This is a genomic window from Armatimonadota bacterium, assembly GCA_035527535.1.
Lineage (GTDB): Bacteria > Armatimonadota > Hebobacteria.
In genome coordinates this window covers 1-22,505 of the sequence record DATLAK010000170.1, presented here as the reverse complement: position 1 = coordinate 22,505, position 22,505 = coordinate 1, and the positions used below count along the sequence as shown (strand labels likewise).

22 protein-coding genes are annotated in these 22,505 nt (G+C 66.3%); 4 read left to right on the top strand and 18 right to left on the bottom strand.

Annotated features, from left to right (window positions below; all coding sequences use genetic code 11):
- Positions 1-402: 402 nt before the first annotated feature.
- Both VM221_11985 and VM221_11980 read right to left on the bottom strand, forming a co-directional pair.
- A complete protein-coding gene (locus tag VM221_11985) occupies positions 403-1,197 on the bottom strand; it encodes a class I SAM-dependent methyltransferase (GenBank protein ID HUT75538.1) in 795 nt (264 codons plus the stop codon).
- Positions 1,198-1,251: 54 nt separating this feature from the next.
- The gene (locus VM221_11980) at positions 1,252-2,058 is read right to left on the bottom strand and encodes a class I SAM-dependent methyltransferase (GenBank protein HUT75537.1); all 807 of its coding nucleotides are present in this window, start codon (positions 2,056-2,058) and stop codon (positions 1,252-1,254) included.
- A gap of 717 nt (positions 2,059-2,775) precedes the next feature.
- Here VM221_11980 and VM221_11975 point away from each other — a divergent pair.
- On the top strand, positions 2,776-2,985 hold the full coding sequence (locus tag VM221_11975; protein ID HUT75536.1) for a DUF2924 domain-containing protein: 210 nt from the start codon (positions 2,776-2,778) through the stop codon (positions 2,983-2,985).
- On the opposite strand, the gene VM221_11970 is transcribed toward VM221_11975, so the two are convergent.
- The 10 genes from VM221_11970 to VM221_11925 all read right to left on the bottom strand — a co-directional run bounded on the left by VM221_11970 (position 2,931) and on the right by VM221_11925 (position 15,985).
- On the bottom strand, positions 2,931-4,313 hold the full coding sequence (locus VM221_11970) for a folylpolyglutamate synthase/dihydrofolate synthase family protein (GenBank protein ID HUT75535.1): 1,383 nt from the start codon (positions 4,311-4,313) through the stop codon (positions 2,931-2,933). The two genes, VM221_11975 and VM221_11970, sit on opposite strands and share 55 nt — an antisense overlap.
- Before the next feature lie 175 nt (positions 4,314-4,488).
- Positions 4,489-5,742: a serine hydroxymethyltransferase gene (gene glyA / locus VM221_11965; GenBank protein ID HUT75534.1), complete on the bottom strand. Its 1,254-nt coding sequence runs from the start codon at positions 5,740-5,742 to the stop codon at positions 4,489-4,491.
- Between the two features lie 116 nt (positions 5,743-5,858).
- Positions 5,859-7,553, bottom strand: a complete 1,695-nt coding sequence (gene purH, locus VM221_11960; protein HUT75533.1) for a bifunctional phosphoribosylaminoimidazolecarboxamide formyltransferase/IMP cyclohydrolase — start codon at positions 7,551-7,553, stop codon at positions 5,859-5,861.
- 114 nt (positions 7,554-7,667) lie between these two features.
- Positions 7,668-8,276: a hypothetical protein gene (locus tag VM221_11955; protein HUT75532.1), complete on the bottom strand. Its 609-nt coding sequence runs from the start codon at positions 8,274-8,276 to the stop codon at positions 7,668-7,670.
- 9 nt (positions 8,277-8,285) lie between these two features.
- Positions 8,286-9,449, bottom strand: a complete 1,164-nt coding sequence (locus VM221_11950) for an AAA family ATPase (GenBank protein HUT75531.1) — start codon at positions 9,447-9,449, stop codon at positions 8,286-8,288.
- A 100-nt stretch (positions 9,450-9,549) separates the two neighbouring features.
- On the bottom strand, positions 9,550-10,107 hold the full coding sequence (locus VM221_11945) for an NUDIX hydrolase (protein ID HUT75530.1): 558 nt from the start codon (positions 10,105-10,107) through the stop codon (positions 9,550-9,552).
- A 2-nt stretch (positions 10,108-10,109) separates the two neighbouring features.
- Positions 10,110-11,219 (bottom strand): DUF3866 family protein, encoded by a 1,110-nt coding sequence (locus VM221_11940; GenBank protein ID HUT75529.1) that lies wholly within the window; start codon positions 11,217-11,219, stop codon positions 10,110-10,112.
- A gap of 38 nt (positions 11,220-11,257) precedes the next feature.
- The gene (locus VM221_11935) at positions 11,258-12,487 is read right to left on the bottom strand and encodes a hypothetical protein (protein ID HUT75528.1); all 1,230 of its coding nucleotides are present in this window, start codon (positions 12,485-12,487) and stop codon (positions 11,258-11,260) included.
- A gap of 61 nt (positions 12,488-12,548) precedes the next feature.
- Positions 12,549-15,080, bottom strand: a complete 2,532-nt coding sequence (locus VM221_11930; GenBank protein ID HUT75527.1) for a glycoside hydrolase family 2 protein — start codon at positions 15,078-15,080, stop codon at positions 12,549-12,551.
- Positions 15,077-15,985, bottom strand: a complete 909-nt coding sequence (locus VM221_11925; GenBank protein ID HUT75526.1) for a stalk domain-containing protein — start codon at positions 15,983-15,985, stop codon at positions 15,077-15,079. The genes VM221_11930 and VM221_11925 overlap by 4 nt, the downstream gene beginning before the upstream one ends.
- Positions 15,986-16,361: 376 nt before the next feature.
- Here VM221_11925 and VM221_11920 point away from each other — a divergent pair, with 376 nt between their 5' ends.
- Together VM221_11920 and VM221_11915 are read left to right on the top strand one after the other, a co-directional pair.
- On the top strand, positions 16,362-17,180 hold the full coding sequence (locus VM221_11920; protein ID HUT75525.1) for an S-methyl-5'-thioinosine phosphorylase: 819 nt from the start codon (positions 16,362-16,364) through the stop codon (positions 17,178-17,180).
- Entirely contained in the window at positions 17,177-18,100 is a 924-nt protein-coding gene (locus tag VM221_11915; GenBank protein ID HUT75524.1) for a DNA-processing protein DprA, read from the top strand. Before VM221_11920 ends, VM221_11915 begins: the two co-directional genes overlap by 4 nt.
- A gap of 29 nt (positions 18,101-18,129) precedes the next feature.
- Here VM221_11915 and VM221_11910 read toward each other — a convergent pair whose 3' ends face one another.
- The 6 genes from VM221_11910 to VM221_11885 all read right to left on the bottom strand — a co-directional run bounded on the left by VM221_11910 (position 18,130) and on the right by VM221_11885 (position 21,994).
- A complete protein-coding gene (locus VM221_11910; GenBank protein ID HUT75523.1) occupies positions 18,130-19,023 on the bottom strand; it encodes a class II fructose-bisphosphate aldolase in 894 nt (297 codons plus the stop codon).
- 187 nt (positions 19,024-19,210) lie between these two features.
- Positions 19,211-19,915, bottom strand: coding sequence for a gamma-glutamyl-gamma-aminobutyrate hydrolase family protein (locus tag VM221_11905; protein ID HUT75522.1), 705 nt, complete (start codon positions 19,913-19,915; stop codon positions 19,211-19,213).
- 22 nt (positions 19,916-19,937) lie between these two features.
- Positions 19,938-20,123, bottom strand: a complete 186-nt coding sequence (locus VM221_11900; protein ID HUT75521.1) for a hypothetical protein — start codon at positions 20,121-20,123, stop codon at positions 19,938-19,940.
- On the bottom strand, positions 20,120-20,353 hold the full coding sequence (locus VM221_11895) for a hypothetical protein (protein HUT75520.1): 234 nt from the start codon (positions 20,351-20,353) through the stop codon (positions 20,120-20,122). The genes VM221_11900 and VM221_11895 overlap by 4 nt, the downstream gene beginning before the upstream one ends.
- Before the next feature lie 270 nt (positions 20,354-20,623).
- Positions 20,624-21,679 carry a crosslink repair DNA glycosylase YcaQ family protein gene (locus tag VM221_11890; GenBank protein ID HUT75519.1) on the bottom strand — a complete coding sequence of 352 codons (1,056 nt, stop codon included), beginning with the start codon at positions 21,677-21,679 and terminating at the stop codon, positions 20,624-20,626.
- Between the two features lie 33 nt (positions 21,680-21,712).
- On the bottom strand, positions 21,713-21,994 hold the full coding sequence (locus VM221_11885) for a DUF3795 domain-containing protein (GenBank protein HUT75518.1): 282 nt from the start codon (positions 21,992-21,994) through the stop codon (positions 21,713-21,715).
- A gap of 105 nt (positions 21,995-22,099) precedes the next feature.
- Between VM221_11885 and VM221_11880 the strand changes: the two genes are divergently transcribed.
- Positions 22,100-22,471 carry an HTH domain-containing protein gene (locus VM221_11880; protein HUT75517.1) on the top strand — a complete coding sequence of 124 codons (372 nt, stop codon included), beginning with the start codon at positions 22,100-22,102 and terminating at the stop codon, positions 22,469-22,471.
- The last annotated feature ends 34 nt before the right edge of the window (positions 22,472-22,505 follow it).

Here is a 22,505-nt window from a genome sequence, read left to right as displayed (position 1 = left end):
TCGCAGAAAGGAGGTAACACCAGCCACTCAGACACCGAAGAAACAGTGATCGTCGATCACTGCACGCGACGACCCGGAATCACCGAAAGGTGGTACACATCAGGCGGCGGCCGGTGGTACACATGGGGCGGCTATTGACATCCGGCCTCTCTTTCTCCCTGTGGTGAGCGGAGCCGAATCCATGAATCCTTCGGACTTCTGCCAATCCGTCCGTTGGTAGAGAATCCAGTGTTTATGCGGGTTTTTCGAGCCTCGATTTTCTCGGGGTTCGATTCGGACACGCTGACCACTCCGGCACTTCGAACTCCCGTCCGATGGGCATGGGGCTCCTGAAGGTGGTTCGGCTCCGTTGCAGTTTGCGGCCCGCCGGTAGCATCCGAGCCCACAGAAGTCACTGGACTATCACGCACCCGGCTTCCGGGCGAGGATGAAGAGGGTGTGAGGAAGATCTGCGTGACGTTCCTCACTCCCGACAAGCCTCGTTGGCTCCTCCATTCGGAGGACGTGATAACCGGCATCCAGGATGGCGTTGACGATGCGCCAGGTGGGGTGGAAGAACTCGATCATTGGGTGGCTCTGGTCCCATCCTCCGTGCTGGCGGGCCAACGGCGTCCCCCTGAAGTCATAACGTTCCGGGACCTCGTCATGGTACTTGTGCGCGATCCGATAGAAGTCGCCTTCGGCCTTCAGGCATTCTGCGATCGGGTGCCCTTGACTGAGAAGCAGGCGGCCGCCGGCCTTGGTGACGCGGAACCAGCTCCGTAGGGTCTGCTCCAAGTCCTCGAACCAGCAGAGATACCTGCCGTAGACCAAGTCCACGCTCTCGGACGCGATCGGCGCCAGTTCCTGTGAGTCAGCGATCACGAATTGGACACGTGACCTCAAGCGCGCGGCATTCTGCTCCGCGATCTCGACGGCAACAGGGCTGAAATCGCAGGCAATGACATTCGCTCCGAGGTTCTCCCACGAGAACGCCTCATCTGCGGAGCTGGCGCAACACACGTCCAGAACAGTCAGGCCTGTGACATCTCCGGCGAGGCGCACCTCGTCATCATCAAGATAGACCCCGCCGCCAGCCAAGTACTCGAAGAAATCCGGATGGGCCTTGAGATGGAACTCCATGTAGTCAGGTTGATAAGCATCCCAGGCCTTTCGGTTCATTGCGAGATGTTCGGCGTGCTTGTCTTTGGATGTCATCGGGAGCCTCCTGGCCGACTGGGCGAGCTATGCAGCGGAGTCGTGGTGCCACTCTCAGGCATCCTTCCGAGCTCTTATGGAAAACATCAGCGGCAGGTCATTCGTCTCCCGCCACCAGAGACCGTCGTCGTCCTTCCTCATTCCCGGTAGAATGGGATACGCGGAACAAGGATGCTCATGAAGGAACTCGATGCGTAACCCAGCGTCGCATAGCGCGGTGACCACTTGCCCCAAGCTGTACGGCCACTCATATGTTCCAGTCCTGGTCGTGCTTTCCCCATCGGTATAGGTCGGACCCGGCTCGCAGTAGACAGGTTCCGGTTGCGGGAAATAGGGGAAGGTCATTCGGAAGGTCTCGCCTTCAACCCCGTTGTCGCAGACTGATACTGCCAGTGGATGGAACTCGGCAAGGTAGAAGTGTCCACCTGGCTTCACATAACTGGCCGCTATCTCTGCCCAGCGTGGAACGTCGTGAAGCCAGCAGAGCACACCATAGGAAGTGAAGACAATATCGAATTCCTCTTCCAGCACATCCGGAAGGTCGTAGATATTCGGGCAGATGAACCTCGCCTCGAGACCGAGTTCGTCCCGTAGTCCACACGCAACGCTGATGGCCTCGTCGGAGAAGTCTACGCCGGTGACTTGCGCTCCCAAGCGCGCCCACGACAGCGTGTCATCCCCTATGTGGCATTGCAGGTGCAGAAGAGATTTCCCCGCGACTTCGCCCAGTTCTGCGCGTTCGATCGGCAAGAGCGCATTCCGTCCGGCTCGCAACCCGTCGAGGTCATAGAATCTCGAGCGAACATGAATAGGTGTTCGTTCGTTCCAGTTCTGGCGGTTCGTCTCGTAATGGCTCTTCATTGCGCCGCTCCGGTATCTGTGTTACGCCTCCGACTTACGCACCAAGCCCAATCGAGAACCGAACGCGCCTGCTTCTCGCCACCCAGCACTTCGGATGGCAGGAAGCAGGCGCGCAAGGGCTGATGGCGTTATCCTGCTGTCGGACTATGGTTTTTTCGGCGGTCAGCCACCCTGAGGCTATCATGATGAAGGGCTGGCTGTCAACGTTCGCTCGCTCTCAGGGTTCGATTCGGACACGCTGACCACTCCGACACTTCGAACCTCCGTCCGGTAAGTATCTACTGGGCGAAGGCGGTCAGCAGACCCCTGGCTAGGCCCAGAGGGCCGCCACGGCGGTCTGCACGGCAGACCTAGCCGCTCGCACCACCAGGTCTGAGTCGCGATGACTGGCGAGGAGCGAGAACGTGCCTAACCCACTGGAGCCTACTTCGCCCGCCTTGGGCGGGCTACGAAGCCCAGGCCCCGAGGTGATGTCCCCGGCCGAGCGGCTTGAGGAGGCGGCCTCCCTGCTGGCCAGGGGCATCCTTCGCCGCCGTCTGAGGGCGGCGGACGAGAGAAAGCCTGCCCTGAGCCCTTCGGCTCCGCTCAGGGTGAACTCTGTCGAAGGGAAACCTCTTGATGTTCCTCGGCAACCGAGGGATGAATGTGTCGAAATGGCTAGGTCTTTGACCGCCACGGCGGCCTTTGGCCTAGCCGCCAGGTCGGAGGTGGAGACACATGAGTAGCAGCATGCTGAAGCAGATCGCCGCCCTCGGCGGGCTGTCTGCCGCCGAGTTGAAAGACCGCTGGCGAGACCTGAATGGAACCGAACCCCCTCGGTACAACCGGGACTTCCTTCTCAAGCGCCTCGCCCACCGCATCCAGGAACTAGCCTACGGCGGGCTTCCCTGGGCCGCCAGCGCCTCCATCGCCTCGCCTACGACGTAGAGCGAGCCGGTTACCAGCACCAGGTCATCTTCGCCCGCACTGGCAAGCGCCGCAGCGAGGGCCGCGGCCACGTCCGGGGCGGTGTGACAGTCCGGGCACAGGTCCCCCAGCGTCGCGGTCAGCTCCTGCGGGCTGGCCGCGCGCGGCAAGCGGGCCGCGGTGAATATCGCGCGGTCGGCGATGGGACATAGATGCGAGCCCACCGCGCGCATGTCCTTGTCCCGCGACAGCCCGAGCACGAGGATCAACCGCCGATGCGGGAACAGGTCAATCACCGAGCAGGCCAGCGCGCGCGCCGAGACCTCGTCGTGGGCGCCGTCGAGGACGACCCACGGCTTGCGGCCGACGACCTCCAGCCGTCCCGGCCAGCGCACCGAGGCCAGCCCGCGCCGCAGGGCGTCCTCGGGGATCGCATAGCCTCGCTTCTCCAGCAGAGCGATTGCGGCCACCGCGGTGGCGGCGTTGAGCAGCTGATGATCCCCCAGCAGCGGGCAATAGAGGTCGCGGTAGTCGGCCCCCATCCCGCTCAGGTGAAAGCGGTGCCCGTTGGCGCCCGACTCCACCTGTTCGAGGATGAACGACGCCTTGCGCTTCTCCGGCAGCAGGCGCCGATAGAGCGGCTTGCACCCGGCCGCCTGCCTGACGCGCACGCCGTGCAAGGTCGCGCCGCGCTCGCGGCAGGTTTCCGTCAGGACGCGCCACGCTGACTGCGCCTGCGGGGAAGAGACGACTATGCAGCCGGGCTTGACGATGCCGGCCTTCTCGGCGGCGATGCGGGGGATGGTGCCTCCCAGCTCCGCCTGGTGGTCGAGGGCGATGCGGGTGATGGCGGCCACCAGTGGATCCTCGATGACATTGGTAGCGTCGAGCCGGCCGCCGAGGCCGGTCTCCAGCACCGCGACGTCGCATTTACGCTCGCGGAAGTAGAGGAACGCGATCAGCGTGTGCGCCTCGAAGAAGCTGGGCGCGCCGAGGGCGTCGGTGGGCACCGCCTCGATGATGGGTCGAGCGCGCGTTACCAGGCGGGCGACGTCGGCGCGCGAGATCTCGCGCGAATCAACGCGGATGCGCTCGCGGAAGTCCCGCAGGTGAGGCGAGGTATAGAGACCCGTGCGCAGGCCGGCGGCGCGGAGCACTGAGGCGATCATGGCGGCGACGGAGCCCTTGCCCTTGGTGCCGGCGATGTGCACCGCCCGCAGGCCGCGCTGCGGCTGCCCCGCGCGCTCCAGCATGAACCGCATGCGGTCGAGGTTCCACACGCGCACGGCCGCCGTGCGCTCGTAATCCACGAGGCTCTCAAGATACTCGATCGCCTGCTCGTATCGCATGGTCGAGTCGGTTTCGACAGTGTCTAACTAAGCCGCTCGACCGCACTTAGGATAAGCTCCGCGGCCGAGGCTTGCACGCCCACGGCGGGAATCCCTTATCGGGGTTGCATAGGAGGTAGGGGATTCTTCGCAGGCGCTCAGAATGAAACATGCCCTTTCGAGAACGAGCCGCGGGCTATGCGGAGTTCAACTCCGTGTAAACCGGGAAGCCCGCGCACAACTCGCGGACTTCGTCGCGCACGGCGCGGCGCACCGCGGCGTCGTGACGGTGGTGGAGCACGCGGCCCATCATCTCCGCGATCCGGCGCATCTGCGGCTCCTTCATCCCGCGCGTGGTCAGCGCCGGCGTGCCGGGGCGGATGCCGCTGGCGATGGCGGGCGGCTGGTGGTCATACGGGATGACGTTCTTGTTGACGATGATGCCCGCCTGCTCCAAGAGATCCGCGCCCTCCTTGCCGGTGATAGTCTGTGGGCGCAGGTCAACCAATATGAGGTGGTTGTCGGTGCCCCCGGTGGTCAACCGGAAACCTTGCGCCATCAGCTCCTCCGCCAGCGCCTGGCAGTTGGCGATGATCTGCCGCTGATACTCCCGGAAGCTCTCCGTCATCGCCTCTCTGAACGCGACGGCCTTGGCGGCGATGACGTGCATCAGCGGCCCCGCCTGCACCCCGGGGAAAACCGCGCGGTCAATCGCCTCCGCCAGCTCGCGCCGGCACATGATGAACGCCCCCCGCGGCCCGCGCAGGGTCTTGTGGGTGGTCGAGGTCACGATGTCGCAGTAGGGCACGGGGTCGGGATGCAGCCCGGCGGCGATCAGCCCCACGATGTGGGCGATGTCCGCCATCAGGTAGGCGTCCACCTCGTCGGCGATGGCGCGGCAGCGCTTGAAGTCTATCTGCCGCGGGTAGGCGCTGGCGCCGACGACGATGAGCTTGGGGCGCTCGTGGCGCGCGGCGTGCAAGATCGCATCGTAATCCAGGCGCTCGGACTGGCGGTCAACGCCGTAGAAGGCGATGCGGTAGTAGCGGCCGGAGAAGTTGAGCTTGTTGCCGTGGGTGAGGTGGCCGCCCTGGTCCACCGACATGGCGAGGATGGTATCCCCGGGCTCCAGCAGGGCATAGTAGGCGGCCATGTTGGCCGCGGTGCCGGTGTGGGGCTGGACGTTGGCGTGCTCGGCGCCGAAAAGCTCCTTGGCGCGCGCGATCGCCAGCGACTCGGCAACGTCCACGAACTCGCAGCCGTGATACCAGCGCGCGCCGGGGTAGCCCTCGGCGTACTTGTTGGTCATGATGCAGCCCTGGGCGTCAAGCACCGCCTTGCTGGCGTAGTTCTCCGAGGGGATCATGACCAAGGTGCTTTGCTGGCGCTCGAGCTCGCCGGCCAGGACATCCGCCATCTCGGGGTCAACTTCGCGTAAGCTGCGGTTCATAACAGCTCCTCGTGAATAACTAAACCACCAAGGCACAAAGACACGAAGACGGGATTCCCGAGGGTTGATTCGGCCTTTGTCTTCCTTGGTGTCTTAGTGTCTTCGTGGTTCGCCGATCAGTGGCGGAAGTGGCGCCGCCCGGTCAAGACCATGGCAATCCCCAAGCGGTTGCAAAGATCAATCGCTTTCTGGTCTCCGAGTAAAAGCGAGCCGCCGGGCTGGATGATGGCGACCACGCCGGCCTGGGCTGCAACCTCGATGGTATCGGGTTTGGGGAAAAGCGCGTCCGAGGCCAGCACCGCCCCCCGCGCGCGCTCACCGGCCTTGCGCACCGCCAGCCACGCCGCGTCCACCCGGCTGGTCACGCCGCCGCCGATGCCCACCGTCCGGGTGTCGCGCGCGATGACGATCGCGTTGGACTTCACCCACCGCGCCACCCGCCAGGCGAAGCGCGCGGTCGGCTCCAGTTCGGCGGGTATCTTCTTCTTCGTGGGGCAAGTCAGGTCGGGCTCGCCGTCGGCAAAGACGTCCATCCCCTGTACCACCAGCCCGCCGGCGACGCGCTTGAAGTCATAACGGTCGCCAATGCCCGTCATCGGCGCTTCGAGCAACCGCAGGTCGCGCTTGGTCTTGAGGGCCTCCAAGGCGTCGGGCGCGAAGCCGGGAGCGATCACGCACTCCATGAATCCGTACTCCTTGATGCCCTCAAGGATGGCCTGCGCGGTATCCACGTCCACCGGCTGGTTGAGGCCGATGATGCCGCCGAAAGCGGACAGCGGATCGCAGGCCAGGGCGTCGCGGTAGGCCTGGGCAAGGGTAGCCGCCGTCGCCGCTCCACAGGGGCTGGTGTGCTTGAAGATCGCCGCCGCAGGCGGGGACACCCTCTCCGGTGGGTGTCCCCCCAAGTCCGCAACGATGCCCATCGCCGCGTCGAGGTCGAGGTAGTTGTTGAAAGACAGCTCTTTGCCGTGAAGCTGCCGTGCGGCGGCGAGACCGGAGGGGGGGCTTATGGTATCGCCATAGAAGGCCCCGGCCTGGTGTGGGTTCTCGCCATAGCGCAGGTCCCGGCGTTTTTCCCACGCCTGAATGATGGCGTCGGGCATACAGACCACCGCATTGTCAGCGCCCCCACTGTCATTCCGAGCCCTTCGCTTGATATCATTCTGAGCGCAGCGAAGAATCTTGGTCGGCTCAGGGTGAACTCCGCGAGGAATCTCGCCTGCCGTCCGCGAGAGGTATGTGTGAATCGCCGCATCGTAAGCCGCCGTATGGCCGAAGGCCTCGACCGCCAGCCGCAGCCGGGTCGCGTCGGACAGGCTGCCATTTGACGCGCGCATCTCCGCCAGCACCTCGTCATAGCGCGCGGGGCGGCAGACGATTGCCACGTGCGCGTGGTTCTTCGCCGCGGAGCGCACCATCGAGGGCCCGCCGATGTCAATCTGCTCCACCGCCTCGGGCAACGCGACGCCCGGCTTCGCCACCGTCTCGCGGAAGGGGTAGAGATTGACGACCACCATGTCAATCAGCTCGATGCCGTGCTGCCGGGCGGCGGCCACGTCTTCGGGCACATCGCGGCGCGCGAGGATGGCGCCGTGAACCTTGGGGTGCAAGGTCTTGACCCGGCCGTCCATCATCTCGGGGAAGCCGGTGTAATCCGCAACCTCGCGGACGGGCAGGCCGGCCGCCGCCAGCGTGCGGGCGGTGCCGCCGGTGGAGAGGATCTCGACTCCCCTCTCCATCAGGCCGCGCACGAAATCCACTATCCCGGCCTTGTCCGAAACGCTGACCAGGGCGCATTTGATGTGGGACATGAGTGCCTCCGAAGCGAGCTCTCCGGGGCGCCGACGCTTGACCCCGGCAACGCGGATACTATAGCATAGGGGCGAAAGGGGTGTAAAGCCGGACGACCGCGGGGCGATTCCGGCTCAGGATCTGGCCTGATGTTCCAACTCGCGCAGGCGTCTGAGGCAGCGTCGCAGGCTATCCGAGCGCTCTGCCGCCTGCTCAGGCCTCCAGTGGGACTGCGTGAACTCGATCATCCGCGACGTGTAGGCAGGGCCGACAACCCTGCCGCTTTCCCAGCGAGGCGCCATGTCCTCTCGGATCTCACGCCGGCGCGATTGGATCGAGAGTCCAACCATGGTGCGCTTGGGATCCGGTTCCAGCTCCGGGTCGGGCGGAATGCGTCCCGGCGCGACACCGAGAAAGGCTGCCAGGCGCTCGCGGTCGGCCAGCAGCCAGGCCTCCATCGCTCGCACCACCACCCGAAAACACATCCCCCGGCTTGGCGCGGGCAGCCAATCTGCGACGAGCTCTGGCGCACAGTCCGCGTCGTGATCGAGGTCAACGAGGACCACCCAAACGCCGAAACGCGCTGCGGTGTTGTAGCCCGGAAGCCGTTGCCTGAGGTCATCCTTCCCGCGTTTGCCGTGGACCACCGCGACGGGGAGCCCGGCTTCGTAAGCCAGGCGCCGCACGACGACTTCGTCCACAGTTCCTTCCACCGCTGCCAGAATCTCAACTGGTTTCTGCATTCCCCACCTTCACTCCGTCAACGCGAAGACCAACTGCTCGGCGCTGGCCGGACGCGTCCGGGGGATCACGGCGTGTGCCATTGACGCCCCGCTGTCAAGCAAGTGCCGTATCTCCCGGAAGTGGCTCGCGGGACGCACCTCGGTGCCTTCGCTGCTCGGCAGCAAGAGCAGCACCTCGTCCAATCCGATCCCGTCATCCTGCAGGAGATCGGTGGAATGAGTGCTGAGTAGAACCTGGCGGCCGACGCGCCGCTGAATCTGCGCCAGCATCTGCGGGATGAACCGAACAACCTCGGGATGTAGGGAGAGCTCCGGCTCCTCCAGGAGCAAGGGTCCTGCCCCCTCCTGTGCCGCCCACAGCAGTCCGAGCAGGCGCAGAGCGCCGTCGGAGAAGACTTCTTCGGTCTGCCAGGCCCCGTGGGGGCGCCAGTGCGCATATCTGCCGCGCAGGTGCGGCGTGCCGCGATCGTCGCGCGACAACTCCAGTTGATCAAGCTGAGGCACCGCGACCTTGAGCGCATGTAAGATGCGCCTCAGCCGAGCATCTCTGGTCTTGGCAGGCGTGCCAGCTACCTGTTCCAGAAAATCCCCGCCGTAAGGATCGTGTTGCCGCCCTACTGAGCGATCCGGTTCGCGGATCAACTGTGGCACGATATGAAGATACCGCGTTGACCCGAGGAAGTCGGCCAGCTCGCGGAACGGCTGGTTGACATTGACCTGTTCGAGGTGCGTCTGTGTCAGGCGTTCCGGGTCCTTCTTATCCTCATCGTCCGGCCGCGCTCGCAGGTCGCTTCCCAGTTTGGCGATCCTCTCCTCCCTGATCGTCGGGCGCTGCCTGTTGTCCTGGCTGAAGGCGAGGCTGTACGTCCACAGCGGCTCGGAGTCCTCTCCGCCGATGCTCACACGTATAACAATGTCCGAGTAACGCCGAGCTGCCAAACACCGGAGCGAACGCACTCCCCCGCGCCTTCGCACCGCCTCCCTGAGCCCACCGCCCACGGCCACGATATCGCGCAGGAAGCGGAACAGGTCGAGGAAGTTGGACTTCCCGGACGCGTTAGGCCCGACCAGGAAGACGCGTCGCTGAAGATCCACGGATACCTGGGAGAAGTTGCGCCAGTTCTCGACATGTACGTTTGTGAAGCGGATAGCGCGCTTGCCTTGCTCCCTCATGCGACTTCCTCCTGATCTCCCTCGGCGGCGACAAGCGATCAGCACCGACTTGGTGCTCCGTGACCGGCAATGCTTGGACGGCGGCGCAATATAGCCAATTCTACCGTGTGGCGCTCGTCTGCGCCATGAGCACCGCGCACAGGGTCTTGGCGTCCTTGATCTCGCCGCGGCGCACCATCTCCAGCGCGCGAGTGAACTCGACCACCACCGGGTGCACGCGCTCGTCGTGGTCGGTGTTGCGTTCGGTCTTGCGCAGCCCGGTGGCGACGAAGATGTGGATCACCTCGCTGCTATAGCCCGGCGCCAGGTATGGGCTCGCCAGCAGCTCCAGCTTGTCGGCGGAATAGCCGGTTTCCTCCTCCAGCTCCCGGCCCGCGCACCGCTCCGGGTCTTCGCCGGGGTGCAGCGTGCCCGCGGGTATCTCCCATAGAACCTCGCCCGTAGGCTGGCGAAATTGACGCTCGAGCACGACGTGGCGCTCGTCAAGGAAAGGCAGCACCGCCACCGCCCCCGGGTGCTCGACGACCTCGCGCCGCGTCTCGGTGCCATCGGCCAGGCGCACCCGATCCACCCGCACGTTGATGAGCGAGCCCTTGAAGGCGCGAGTGGAGGCTACGGTCTCCTCGCGCAGGACCTCGTCGCCCGGGCAATCAGCCATCTTCAGCCCTCAGCAGGCTCGCTGCCGGCGCACCGGCTGGCAGCGTACTCGCCCGCCGCCGCCGCCGCCAGGAAGAACTCGGGGTCGTCATCCACCGCCCGCCCCATGGACTTCACCGCCACGCCGCGCCGGGCGAGCTCCGCCAATCCTGCTTCGCCGCTCGCGGTGACGATGTCATGGCGGTCGGGAATGTCCGCTGCGGCCAGCTTCTCGCCCACCTGCCGCGCGCGGTCGTCGCTTATCTGCGGCAGGACGACGGCCGCCCGCGCCAGCGCGACCCGCCCCAACGCCACCAGGGAATGGTGGCTCACCCCGCGGTGGCGCTCGCGCGGGTCGGCGAAGCTGATGCGCACCGCCGCCACCGGACGCCCGCCCAGCACTGCCGTGGCGTTGATGATCTCGCCCTGCTCGATGCCGCCGAAGCCGTAGAGCGTCCCCGTACCGACGTTGCCCGGCCCTTGGCCGGCGATGATAACGTCGGCCTCGCCGACCAGGCGCGCGGTCAACAGCCCGGAGAAGAGGTTGACCGCCTCGTACGCCCCGCCGAACGCCTGGCCGCAGGTGACCGTCGTGTCGAGCAGGCCGGCCTCCTGGAGCTGGGCGACGAGGCGGCTGACCGCAATCGGGAGCGCGGCGGCGTCGGTCATGACGTAGACCACGCGCGCGGCGGGCAGCAGCGCCTTGACGCCGGCCGCCGCGGGGGCGATCATGCTGTGCAAAGAGCAGGCGACAACCGGCGCGCCATTCAGGCTGGAGGCCGTGCGCAGGGCCTCGTGATGCGGGCTGTCCGCCTCCTCGGCGCTTAGGCACGAGAACTGCAGGGGGGTGTAGCGCAGCTTGATGACATGGCCGGGTTCGTCGGGCGTGGCCGGCGGCGTGGCGTTATCGCGGTCGTCCAGGCGTTTCATCACGAAGTGCAGCCCACCGGTGCCGAGGCCGAGACGCACCGCCGTGGTATTGAGCAGCACGCGTTCTCCGCCCGCTATCGGCCCGGTGAGCCGCGGATAGTTGAGAGCGCGCGCGCGCTTGCCGGCCACCTCGATGACGGCCTCCTGCGCGCCTGCCCGCGACGCCTCGATGCTCAGCACCACCCCGACCTCGGCCTTGAGCATCCCCTCCGTCTCCTCGCGCAGTATGCCTGCCCGGCGCTCTACTTGCCCTTGCGCGCGCGGTAGAGGTGCACGCCGAGGCCGACGTATTCATCGCGGAAGGCGCCGTTGCTGACCGCCACCGTCCGCTGTTCGCCCAGCACCTCCAGTTCGCCGTCCGGGACCCCCAGGCCGCGGAAGGTGACCGCCGCCGGGTCAATGCTGGAGTTGGCGGCCAGGACATAGCGGTAGTCGCCGACATCGCGCACCGAAGTCTCGACCCCGACATCTATCGAGAACCCCAGTTCGTCGTAGTCCTTCTCCAGCGTCACCGCCGCCTCGTCCGCGACCAGCGCGTCGTGCAGGTCCGCCAGCTCGCGCACGGCGCGGAGGATGCCGGTCCAACAGTCACCGGGCTGGGGCGCCGTGTGGGTACCCCAGTAGAGGATGCCGTTGCAGCCGTGGATGACGGACTGCCACGCCATGTAGCGCGTCTGCTCGTAGCCGGGATAGACGATGGATGACATGATCTTTGCCTGGTCGTCGAGCTGCGCCCAGGCGAACCCCTGCAGCACCATCCATACTGGGCGCTCTAACCCCGCGACCGCGCGCATCTTGTCCGCGTATTCACCCACGCACGACAGCGTCTGGTTGCGCAAGTCGCCGTGGCGGCCGTCGGCGGTGATGGCGTAGATGTGCAGGATGTCCGGCGGCACCACGGGGTAGATGTCCACCGACACCGCATCGGTAGCGGCGTTATACTTGCGCAAGGTGGCGACGGTGTTGCGGGGAGCATGGTTGAGTGTCACCGGATGGTGGGGGTCGAGCTCTTTCACCAGGCGGTAGCCGAGCGCCAGGCCCTCGGCGGAGGCCGGGGCCTTGGCCGGCTCCTGCCAGGTCCAGGCAGGCTCGTCCCTGCTCTCATACATCAGCAGCGCCGGATGATCCTTGGCCGCGGCTACGGTTTGGCGGATCTTTGCCTCGCGCTGCTGGCGGTCCTGGGACAGGTCCATCGTGCCGCCGAGGGGTATCCAGCAATAGACCCCGGCCTTGGCGGCGGCATCAAACGTCTCGCGGTCGAAGCCCGCCCCCACCAGGTTGAAGCCCGCCTGCGCCATCTGGCGGAAAGGCTCCGGGCCTTGCGGCTTGGTGTAGAGGGCCAGCGGGAAGAAGCGCTTACCGTTGAGCAGCAGGTGCCCCCCGCGCTCGATGGTGACGATGTTGCCCGCCGCCAGCCCCTGGGCGACACAGATGAGAAGCACCAACAGCATTGTCAACAGCTTGATGCTCACGATTCGCCTCCCTTGCGGTGCGATTTGCCTTCTATTCGGCGCGGGCGCGCCCCCGCCCTGCTCAGCCGCGCGCCAAGGGCGCAACCGCGTCGCGGTTGCCCAGGCGCACGACGCGCGGCTCCCCCGAACCAGCACGCCAGGGCATGAGGTATGGCACACCCGGTATGAGGTCAAAGCAGTTGTCCGCCAGCGGGACCTCCCCCTCCACGTCGAGGCACACGCCCCAGGCGAAGGCGTCGGAGGTCAACGTCAGCGTGTCGCCGGCGACCGTCGTCGTGATGCAGGGTTCGGCGAACGCGAGGTCCTTGAAACGCTCGAGGAAGAGCCGGTGCTGGGCGATCGGCGGCCCCTCGGCGAGTAGGACCGCGAACGCGCCGTTCTTCGTCAGGCCCGCGGTGTCCCATTCCGCGCGCTCGAAACGGGCGAGTGGAGAGGAGGCGTTAGCGGCCAGGGTCACCGCCAGCGTCTCGTCACGGGGCAAGCCGCCGGCCAGCGCGAAGATGCCGTACCGCAGCTCGCCCGACCACTCCTGCGGCGTATCGTTGACGCCCCATATCGTAACCACACCGTCCTCCTCCGCCGCCACCACCGTCACCGGCTGGAACGCCCGGCGCACTGGATGGTAGGCGAGCTTGCGCCGCAGGTAGTAGTCCACAATCGTCCAACCGTGGGTCACCGGCCAGGAGTCGTTGTAGCTCCAGAACACCGCCGCCGCGCTGCTGAACATGCGTCGCCGGTAGTTGGCGATATACTCCTGCAAGCCCTCGGCCTGCAGCAAGGCGCTGGCAAACGCGTAGTCCTGCCACTCCATCGTCAGCGGGTCGCGGCCGAGCCACAGCTCGACGGTGGCGTAGGCCCTGCCGATCTGGTCCGGGTCGGCGTCGGTGCACGCCAGCGGATTATCGTGGTGCTCCCAGCTCGGCGACAGGAGATACCGCTCGTTCTCCGGCAGGAACTGGCACAGGGTCGCGGGCGAGGACGCGCCGATCACCCCGCCCTCGTTGGGGAAGCGATCAACGCAGCCGCGGTATGCCCACCAGTCGGCGGCCCCCGGCGTGAGGATTGACACGCCCCACGGATGCTGGTCACCCACTGTCGGGTCATTGGGATGCTTGTAGTCGGGAGAATACGGCGAGCTAATCCAGTGCGACTTGGAGGGATCCTCGGCGCGCACGATCCGCGGAAGGTCGTGGTGGAAGATCGCGTAGTGCGGATGCGTCTTGTAGCGGCTGTCGTAGGCCCAGTCCCAGTCCCCCCACTCGATCTCATTGTTGCCGCACCACACCACCAGCGACGGGTGGTGCGCCAGCTCGCGCACCGCCCAGGTGACCTCGCGCCGCACCTCCGCTGCGAACGCGGGATCGTCACCCGGATACTTCGCGCAAGCGAACAGGAAATCGTGCCAAATCAGCACCCCTGCCTCGTCACAGGCGTCCAGCAGCGCATGGTCGGCGAAGGTCCCGCCGCCCCACACCCGCAGCATGTTGAAATTGGCCCCGACTGCCAGCTCCACCAGCTTGCGGTAGCGTTCGGCAGTGACCGCGCTGTACAGCAGGTCCGGCGGCACCCAGTTGCCGCCTCTGCAGAAGACGGGGCGATGGTTAAGTTTGAGCACGCAGTAACGGCCCTCCACCGGGTGCGGCGACTGATCCATCTCCACGCGGCGGACGCCCGTTCGGCGGGTGACGGTTTGGGTCTCCCCCTCGGCCTCCAGCGCCACCTCGACGGTGTAGCGGAACTGCTCGCCGTGCCCGACGGGCCACCACAACCGGGGGGCGGAGATCATCAGCGTCACCTCGTGGCGGCTCTCCCCGGGGGTGATCGTCAGCGGCGCCGTGACTTCCTGCCCGGTGTCCACGATGCGCGCGCGCAGGGTGGCCTCCACCGGCTCTTCCTCGATGCCCTCCACGGTAGCGCGCACGTACATCATCGCGGTGGAGAGATCATCGCTGGGAACCGCGAAGACCGTCACCTGGTCGAGGCGCGGGGTCGCGCGCCACTCCAGGCGCACGTCGCCCAGGATGCCGACGTTCATCAGGCGGGGGTTCCAATCCCATCCGCACTGGTACTGGGGCTTGCGCTGTAGTTGGCGCTTGGTCAGGCGGTCTATCTCGCTGGGAGCGTACGCCGCTGCGGACTGATCCGCGGCCGCGTGCAATCCGGCCTCGGTCTTCACCACCACCAGGTTCTCGCCCGCGCGCAGGTTGCCGGTGACATTGAAGCGTGCGGGGAGATGGGCGTTGGCGTGGCGGCCGATCTTCTCGCCGTTGAGCAGCACTACGGCGTCCCATTCCAGGCGCTCGAACACCAGCCACGCGGTTTGCTCGGCCGCTTCCGCCGGCGCCTCGAATGTGTGGTGATAGACCCAGAACTGCTCCTCCACCCAGCGCGCCCGCAGGGAGTTCAAGCCGACGTTCGGATCATCGAGCAGTCCCGCCTCCATCAGCACCTGGTGGATGGGCGCCGGCACGCGCGCCTCCAGCAAGCGTCGGCCCCGCAGCACCGGGGCGGTCAGGCTGTCTGCATCCATCCGCGGCACGCCCTCGGCGTAGGTTAGCCCCCACCTGCCATTCAGACACAATGATCCGCTCATCGCCCCTCGATTCCAGCGCCGCCGCCTTGGATCGTCGCTGCGCCGGGGCCGATGCCGACGATCACCATCCGTGCCTCCGGGTAGCTCTGGCTCCAGAAGCCCGCGGCGGTGAGCGCCTCCACCGAGACCCAGGTGCGCCCGTCCTGCATCCGCGGCGCTTGGGGCGCCACGATTGTCTTCCCGTCCACTCCCACCTCCACCGAATCCGGTCGGAAACCGAAGCTCCGTCCCCCCACCGCAACGGTCGCGCAGCGCTGACCGGCGTCCCATTGAACGCGGCTGTCGGGCATCTCCGCCAGCGCGCGCACCTCGGTCCACACCACATCGCTCTCCACCACCGGGCGGCGCGAAGACAGATAGCGGCCGCCTGGCGCGGAGAGGACCAACACCCACGGGAAGGACGGATTCCCCGCCGCTAGATGCTTGCGGGCGACCCACAGGTCTCCCCAGGTGAGGTTGGCGCGCGGATTCTCGCGCACGATCTCCTCGGCCAGGCGCGCCGCGGCCCACCAGTCGCCGATGCCGACGTAGCCGCGCAGCAACTCAGCGCGGGCGCGCGTGCCCGCGATCTCGAGGTTGAGCTCCGCGCCGGTGTCGCGCGCGGCCTGGAGTTGGGCGCGGACGAAGGCTACGGGGTCCTGGATGTCCGCCTCGGGCGCCGGGTGCTTGGCGTTGGGGCCTGCCCAGTACGCCGCCAGGTCGCCCTTTTCACTTACCACCATGCCCGCCAGCCGCACCGCTTCCGCATGATCCCCGCGCCGGTTCGCGTCATACGCGCCCTTGACCATTGCACGGGCCTCATCCAGGGAAGTCGCACCGACCGATGCGTCTGACCGCAAGGCGACGGTAACCACCGACAGCACCGCGACCAATATGGCCTTGTGGATGCGCATGCCGCAGCACATGACCCTCCTCCCCTCTCCAGGCGCTGCGCTTATCGCGCACGCCGCGTGCTACTTCCCTGCGAGCTTCTCCAGGGCGATGCGGGCAGGGATGACCTCCGTATCGGGTCTGATCGCGCGGCCCGGCGCTGGTCCAGTGTCAACCAAAGCGGCGCAGAGCGCCGCCACGCACGAGATTATATCGCGATCAAGGGCGCTCAGCAAGGACTCCGAAGCCGTGGGTATGTTCGCGCAGAGTGGAGATCGGATCAAGAAAGTGCTATCCTTCCGGTAACGCAAGAACCGCCGCGCGGGTCGCGGGCAGGTTGTTCGCGGCGTTCGTGGAAGTTATGGGCGGGCGGGGACTGTCCCTCCGGCGCGTCCGGCGAGAGGCAATGACATGCGATTCGGGATCATCGGCGGCACGGGCTTCTACGCGATCGGGGAGGCGGTCGAGACGCGATCCGTCGAGACGGCCTACGGCACGGTCTTGGTTGACCTGACCCCCTTTGGCGGCGAGGAGGTCGCTTTCATCGCGCGCCACGGGCGGGAGCACGCGGTGCCCCCGCACCAGATAAACCACCGCGCAAACATCGCGGCGCTGAGGGCGCTCGGCGTCGAACGCATCCTGGCTTCGGCGGCGGTCGGTTCCCTCAACTCGTCCATCCAGCCGGGGGAGCTCGCTCTCCCGTCGCAGTTTATTGATTTCACCCACGGCCGCACGAGCACGTTTTTCGAGGGTGCAAGGGGACAGTCCCCATTCGGGGACAGTCCCTCGGTGCGGCATGTGGACATGACCGAGCCCTACTGCCCCGACCTGCGCGAGGCGATGCAGCGCGCGGGGCGCTTTCTGGAGCAGGCCTTGCATCCGTCGGTGGTGTACGTGTGCACCCAGGGGCCGCGCTTCGAGACGCCGGCCGAGATCGAGATGTTTCGCCGCCTGGGCGGAGACGTGGTGGGAATGACGGGCGTGCCTGAGGCCCCCCTCGCGCGTGAAGCCGGCCTGTGCTACGCAGCCCTCGCGGTCGTCGCCAATTACGCGGCAGGGATGTCGCAGGAGCCGCTACGACATGGGCAGATATCGTCACACATGGCCGGGCAGGTGGCGGTCGTCAAGCGCGTATTCGCCGACATGATAGCGGCCTGGAAGGAGCCGCCGGCGCCCTCCCCGGGCGCCGGGCGATGCGGCAACTGCGCGGCCACCGGCGACGCCGAATGATCCCCCGCAGGCTCGCCTGGCTTGCCCTGAACCATATTCCCGGCGCTGGCGCGGTCACGCTGCTTCGGCTCGCGTCGCGTTTCGGATCTCCTGAAGCGGCGCTGGAAGCCACCACGGAGGACCTCATCGCGGTCGGCTCCCTCACTCCCGCCCAGGCGACCGCCCTGCGGCACTTGGCCGCCGACGGCGGGCGACTGGAGAAGCTGGAGCAGCGGCTGCAGGAGGCCGGGATATGGCTGGTGACCGCGGATGACCAGGCTTATCCAACCAATCTGCGGAGCTTGCGCGACGCTCCTCCCCTACTGTACGTGCGCGGCTCATTCGCGCCGGCGGACGACGCCGGGGTGGCAATCGTCGGCACTCGCAGCCCCTCGCAGCATGGAGCCTCAGTCGCCGCGGACATCGCCCGATCGCTTGCCGGGCGCGGCGTCACCGTGGTCAGCGGCCTGGCCCTGGGCGTTGATGGCGCTGCCCACCGCGGTGCCCTGGCGGCGGCCGGGCGTACCGTCGCCGTGCTGGGCAGCGGCCTCGAGCGGGTGACGCCAAGCCGGCACCGCAGCCTGGCGGAAGAGGTGGCGGGCGCGGGTGCGCTGGTATCGGAGGTGCCGACGGGCATGCTCGCGAGCCGAGAGACCCTGCTCGCCCGCAACCGCATCCAGGCCGGCCTTGCCAGGGCGGTCATCGTCGCGCAGTGCAGGCGGGGCGGGGGCAGCTTCGCCACCGCCAAGCGCGCACTCCAGGCGGGGCGTCCCGTTCTCGCCGTGACGTGGAAGGAACCGGAATTTGCGGCCGGCGTCGAGCGCCTGGAGACAATGGGAGCGCGCGCCGCGAGTACCTCCGAGGTCGCACGCCTCGCCGCCCAGGCCGCCTTCGATCCGCTGCCGCGGACGCCGCAGCTTCCGTTGAACGACGCCGCGTGAGCCGGGCGCAACTCACGCTCGGGCTCGCGTCACGCCTTGCCGGCGGCGCCGAAAACCCGCATGCGGTCGGCGATGGCCTCGATCATCGCGTCGCGCGCGGGGCCGAGCAGCTTGCGGATGTCGTACTTACGCACGCCGCCCTTGGCCTCGGCCTCGGCGTGCTCCTTCTCCGTCTTGTGGACTTGCACCCCGATCGCGTCGAAGAACGCAACGCGAATCTGGGTGTCTATGTTGACTTTGCGGATGCCCAGGGGCACCGCCTTGCGCACCGCGTCGTCGGGGACGCCGGTGCCGCCGTGCATGACCAGCGGAACCGGCGTGACCGCATGAATCTCGGCCAGGCGAGCATGGTCAATAACGGGGGTGCCCTTGTAGAGTCCATGGGTGGTGCCGATGCCTACCGCGAGCAGATCCACGCCGGTGTCCTCCACGAAGCGCTTGGCTTCGGCGGGGACGGTCAGATGGTCCTCATGCGCGGCCTCGATGACGCCCAGGCGACCGATCTCACCCTCGACGGTGACGCCGAGGGCGTGGGCGGCCTCCACCACCTTGCACGTGACCTCGATATTCTCCTGGTCGGAGCGCGGCGTCTTGCCATCCTCCTGCAGCGAACCGTCAATCATGACCGAGGTCATCCCCAGGCGTAGGAAGCGCATCACGACGTCGAAGGAGCGCCCGTGGTCGAGATGCGCGGCGACGGGCACCGTTGCGCGGTCGGCAAGGGCACGGATGACGGCGAATAGCTCCTCGGGCTCGGTGTAGGCCAGGGTCGTCTGCGTGATTTGGATGATAAAGGGCGCGCGCTCGCGCTCGGCGGCGGCGAAGATCGCCTGTGCGCTCTCCATGTTGACGGCGTTGAAGGCGCCCACCGCATAGTTGCCCTTCACTGCTTCTTCGATGATGGTCTTGCTCGGCACTAGCATTTCTGTTCCACCCTTCTTGGATAATGGACAGCTGTTAGTATTCTCGGCCCATCGCCGTCTTCCTCTAGGGACCGGAAGCACGTTGGCTCGGGTACGCCCGGCGATCTCTCGGCGCCTCGTGTGCTTGACCGGAAAACTGCGCGGGAACGCGCCGCATTGGCGGGGGTCGGCCGTGCGCGCGCTCGACCTATCGGCGGCGCGCCGCAGCGACGAACGCGGCGAAGATCCCAGCCTGCCCCGCGCACTCCAGGATGTCTTCCGGATGCCACTGCACAGCGAGGACAAAGCGCGCGCCGGGCATCTCCACGGCTTCGATCACGCCATCAGGCCCCCAGCCGGAGATCACGAGGCGGTCGCCGACGGTCTGGGCGGCTTGATGGTGACTGCTGTTGACCTCCGCTCGAACAGCGCCGACGGCGGCCGCTGCGACGGTGCCCGCGCCCAGCAGCACCTGGTGTGATGCTCGTTCCGCGCCTGCCCCGCGCCCCGCACCGCGCCCGTGGTCGAGACTGTGCGGCAGCTCCGAGGGCAAGTCCTGCCATAACCTGCCCCCGTGCGCGACCACCAGCACCTGCATCCCGCGGCAAATCGCCAGCACCGGCAAGTCGCCCGCCTGGGCGTCCGCGACCAGCTCCAGCTCGAGTTCGTCCCGCTCCTCGTCCACCGGCCCCAGCCGGGGCTGGGCCGCGCGCCCGTAGCGCCACGGCGCAATGTCGCCGCCGCCGGTGAGCAGGAGGCCGGCGGCGACCCCCAGCTCCTCACGGCGCTGGATCGCCAGGTGCGCCGCGCCGGCGCTTTCCAGCGCACCCAGATAGGCCGACCGCGGCGTCCAGACGTCGGAGCCGGGGGCGCGTTTACCGGTCACGGCGATCAGCGGTGTGGTGAATGCCATGTCGGTGCCCGGCGGCAGTGTATCAGCCCCGCTCGTGGAGGGTCAAGGGTTGGGGGTCGCGCGGCGTGCTGAGCTGCTCAATGGGGGTGTGTCCTACCAGCCTGCCGTCCACTTCCACCTGGAACTGATCCGGCCCCAGGCTTCCCCCAGACCAGATGAAGCTCAGCTTGTTCAGTTGAGCGATCTGTCTCAGCGTGCTGTCACTCATGTATCTCTCCCGTCCGATGCTACTCTGCGAAGTAGCGAGGCTTCTTCGCTACGAAGCACGAGCTGGGGTTCGACACATTCATCGCTCGCTTCCCGAAGAACATCAAGAGATTTCTCTCTCCCGTCCGCCGTCCTGAGACGACGCCGCAGGATGCCCCTGGCCAGCAGGGAGGCCGCCTCCTCAAGCCGCTCGGCCGGGCACATCATCTCGGGGTCCAATGGGTTCGACATCTTCCCTCTCCTCGCCAGTCATCACGACCCAAACCTGGTGGTGCGAGGGGGTCTGCTGACCGCCTTCGCCCAGTAGATACTTACCGGACGGAGGTTCGAAGTGTCGGAGTGGTCAGCGTGTCCGAATCGAACTGCGAGGGAAATCAGGCGACAAGGAGGCCATTACATGCCAACGCCCGCCCTTTGGTCGCTCGGGCTCTCCGCGAGTGGGGATCTCTCAGCAAGAGGCGACGGAGTTCCTCTCCAGCCCAAGGGACGGGCTGGACTCCATCAAGCGGCCAGGGGCTCTCCCGCGTAGCGAAGAATGCGATGGGATGGCAGGTGGTACTTCCAAGCGACTGCCTGCATGATCTCCGCCTTCCTGCCAGCGCGCTCACCACGGCTGAGATCAACGATGATGTCTTCAACATCATGGGGCCCAATGCGCCAGTGGCCGGAGACTGCGCCTTGGAAGGCGCCGTCGATGAGCAGGTACTGCAACACCTCGATGCCTCTGTATCGTTCTCTCAACTCAGTGACATGAGAGCGCACGAGCGGGTCGGCTCTGTGGAGCATGAAGACTGTCGGCGGCACGGGATCAGCCGGCAGGTTTGCATCCTCGGGCCGCAACCAGCCTTCGCCAAGGGCTCTGATGGTGATCGGAACGACGGCGTCCCGTGCCTCAAGCCCGGCAAGGAGACGATTGAGGTCCTTCACCGCCCAGCCTGACCAGTCCTTGATCTGCCGCGTGGTAGCGAAGACATGGCCCGTGAGGAAGCGGAGCAGCACCTCGGAGCCAGCCGGCTCCCAACGCTCCTTCTCAATGGTGATCTCCGGCCACTCGGAACCGAAGAGATACCACCCGCGTTCCCAATCGGTCGTGAGCTGGTCTTCGTAAACGAGGAATGCCTCTTGCAGCCGGTGCAGTCCAGGCATGACTTCCTTATTCAGCAGGTCGGTTTCCTCGCTGATCTGGCGGGGGGTTAGCGGGCCGGCAGTCGCGAGCGCATCGTAGACCCGTCGTTGCATCGTCGTCATCTTGCCCAGCGGCCGGCAGAACGCGTTGGCGTACAGCTCCAGGTCATCCGCTAACACGTAGCCGATCGTCTTGTTAAGGAAGCGCCCTTTCACCAATCCACGACGCTCGCGGAAACGCTCTGCCAGTTCCATGTCAGAGACAGCGCGATGCGTCATGCTCGGAGGGCTTCCCGGATAGGAGAAGTACGGCGGGGAAACGGGCTGCAGCAGCGAAAACAGCGCCAGGTAGTCCGCGCGTGTCTTCACCGGCTTCAGCAGCCGCTGCCGACGAAGACGTTCAGCGAAGATCACTTCCTTGCTGAGACTCACCGCACGCCCTTACTGCTTCTTCTGCTCGCGTCGTCAAACATCGTACCCGACTTCATTCCAGGCTCTCAGGTTGAGGATGCGCTTGCCGTTGTCGCCGTTCTGGGGATCGTACGCGTACTCATTCAGCGTCGCGCACGGGAACTCCTGACACTCCCCGCAGTGGTCATGCCCCTTTCCGATGCAGCACGCGGCCAGCGCGCACTCACCCCAGAACGGCTTCCCTTTGGCTGCCAAACAACCGGCACAGCCCGCCGACTCTCGGTACGTGCAGGCTTCGCAGTCAATACCACAGTGCGCCATGAACTGATCGGCCATTCTCGCTCCCTCCTCATTGCTCGGTGACCATATCATACCAGGCGAACCTTGACAACAGCCTGTCATGGTTATAGAATGCAACCACACTCTTTCTCGGAGCCTACGATGCGTCTCCATCGTCTCCTGGCCGTTCTCGTGCTGCTGGAATCGCGCGGGCAGCTGAAGGCCCGGGAACTGGCCGAGGCACTCGAGACTTCAGAGCGCACGATCCATCGCGACCTCGCGACTCTGTGCGAAGCAGGAATCCCCATCCAAGCTATTGCCGGGCCGACGGGTGGCTTTCGGTTGATGGAAGGGTATACCAACCACTTACCGCAGCTTCATCCGAACGAGGCGGTCGGGCTTTTCCTGCGGGGTATAGGAATGGACCCATCAGAACAGCGCGAGGCGCACGTTGACTTGCAGCGCGCGCTAGATGTCAATAGCCGCCCCATGTGTACCACCGGCCGCCGCCTGATGTGTACCACCTTTCGGTGATTCCGGGTCGTCGCGTGCAGTGATCGACGATCAC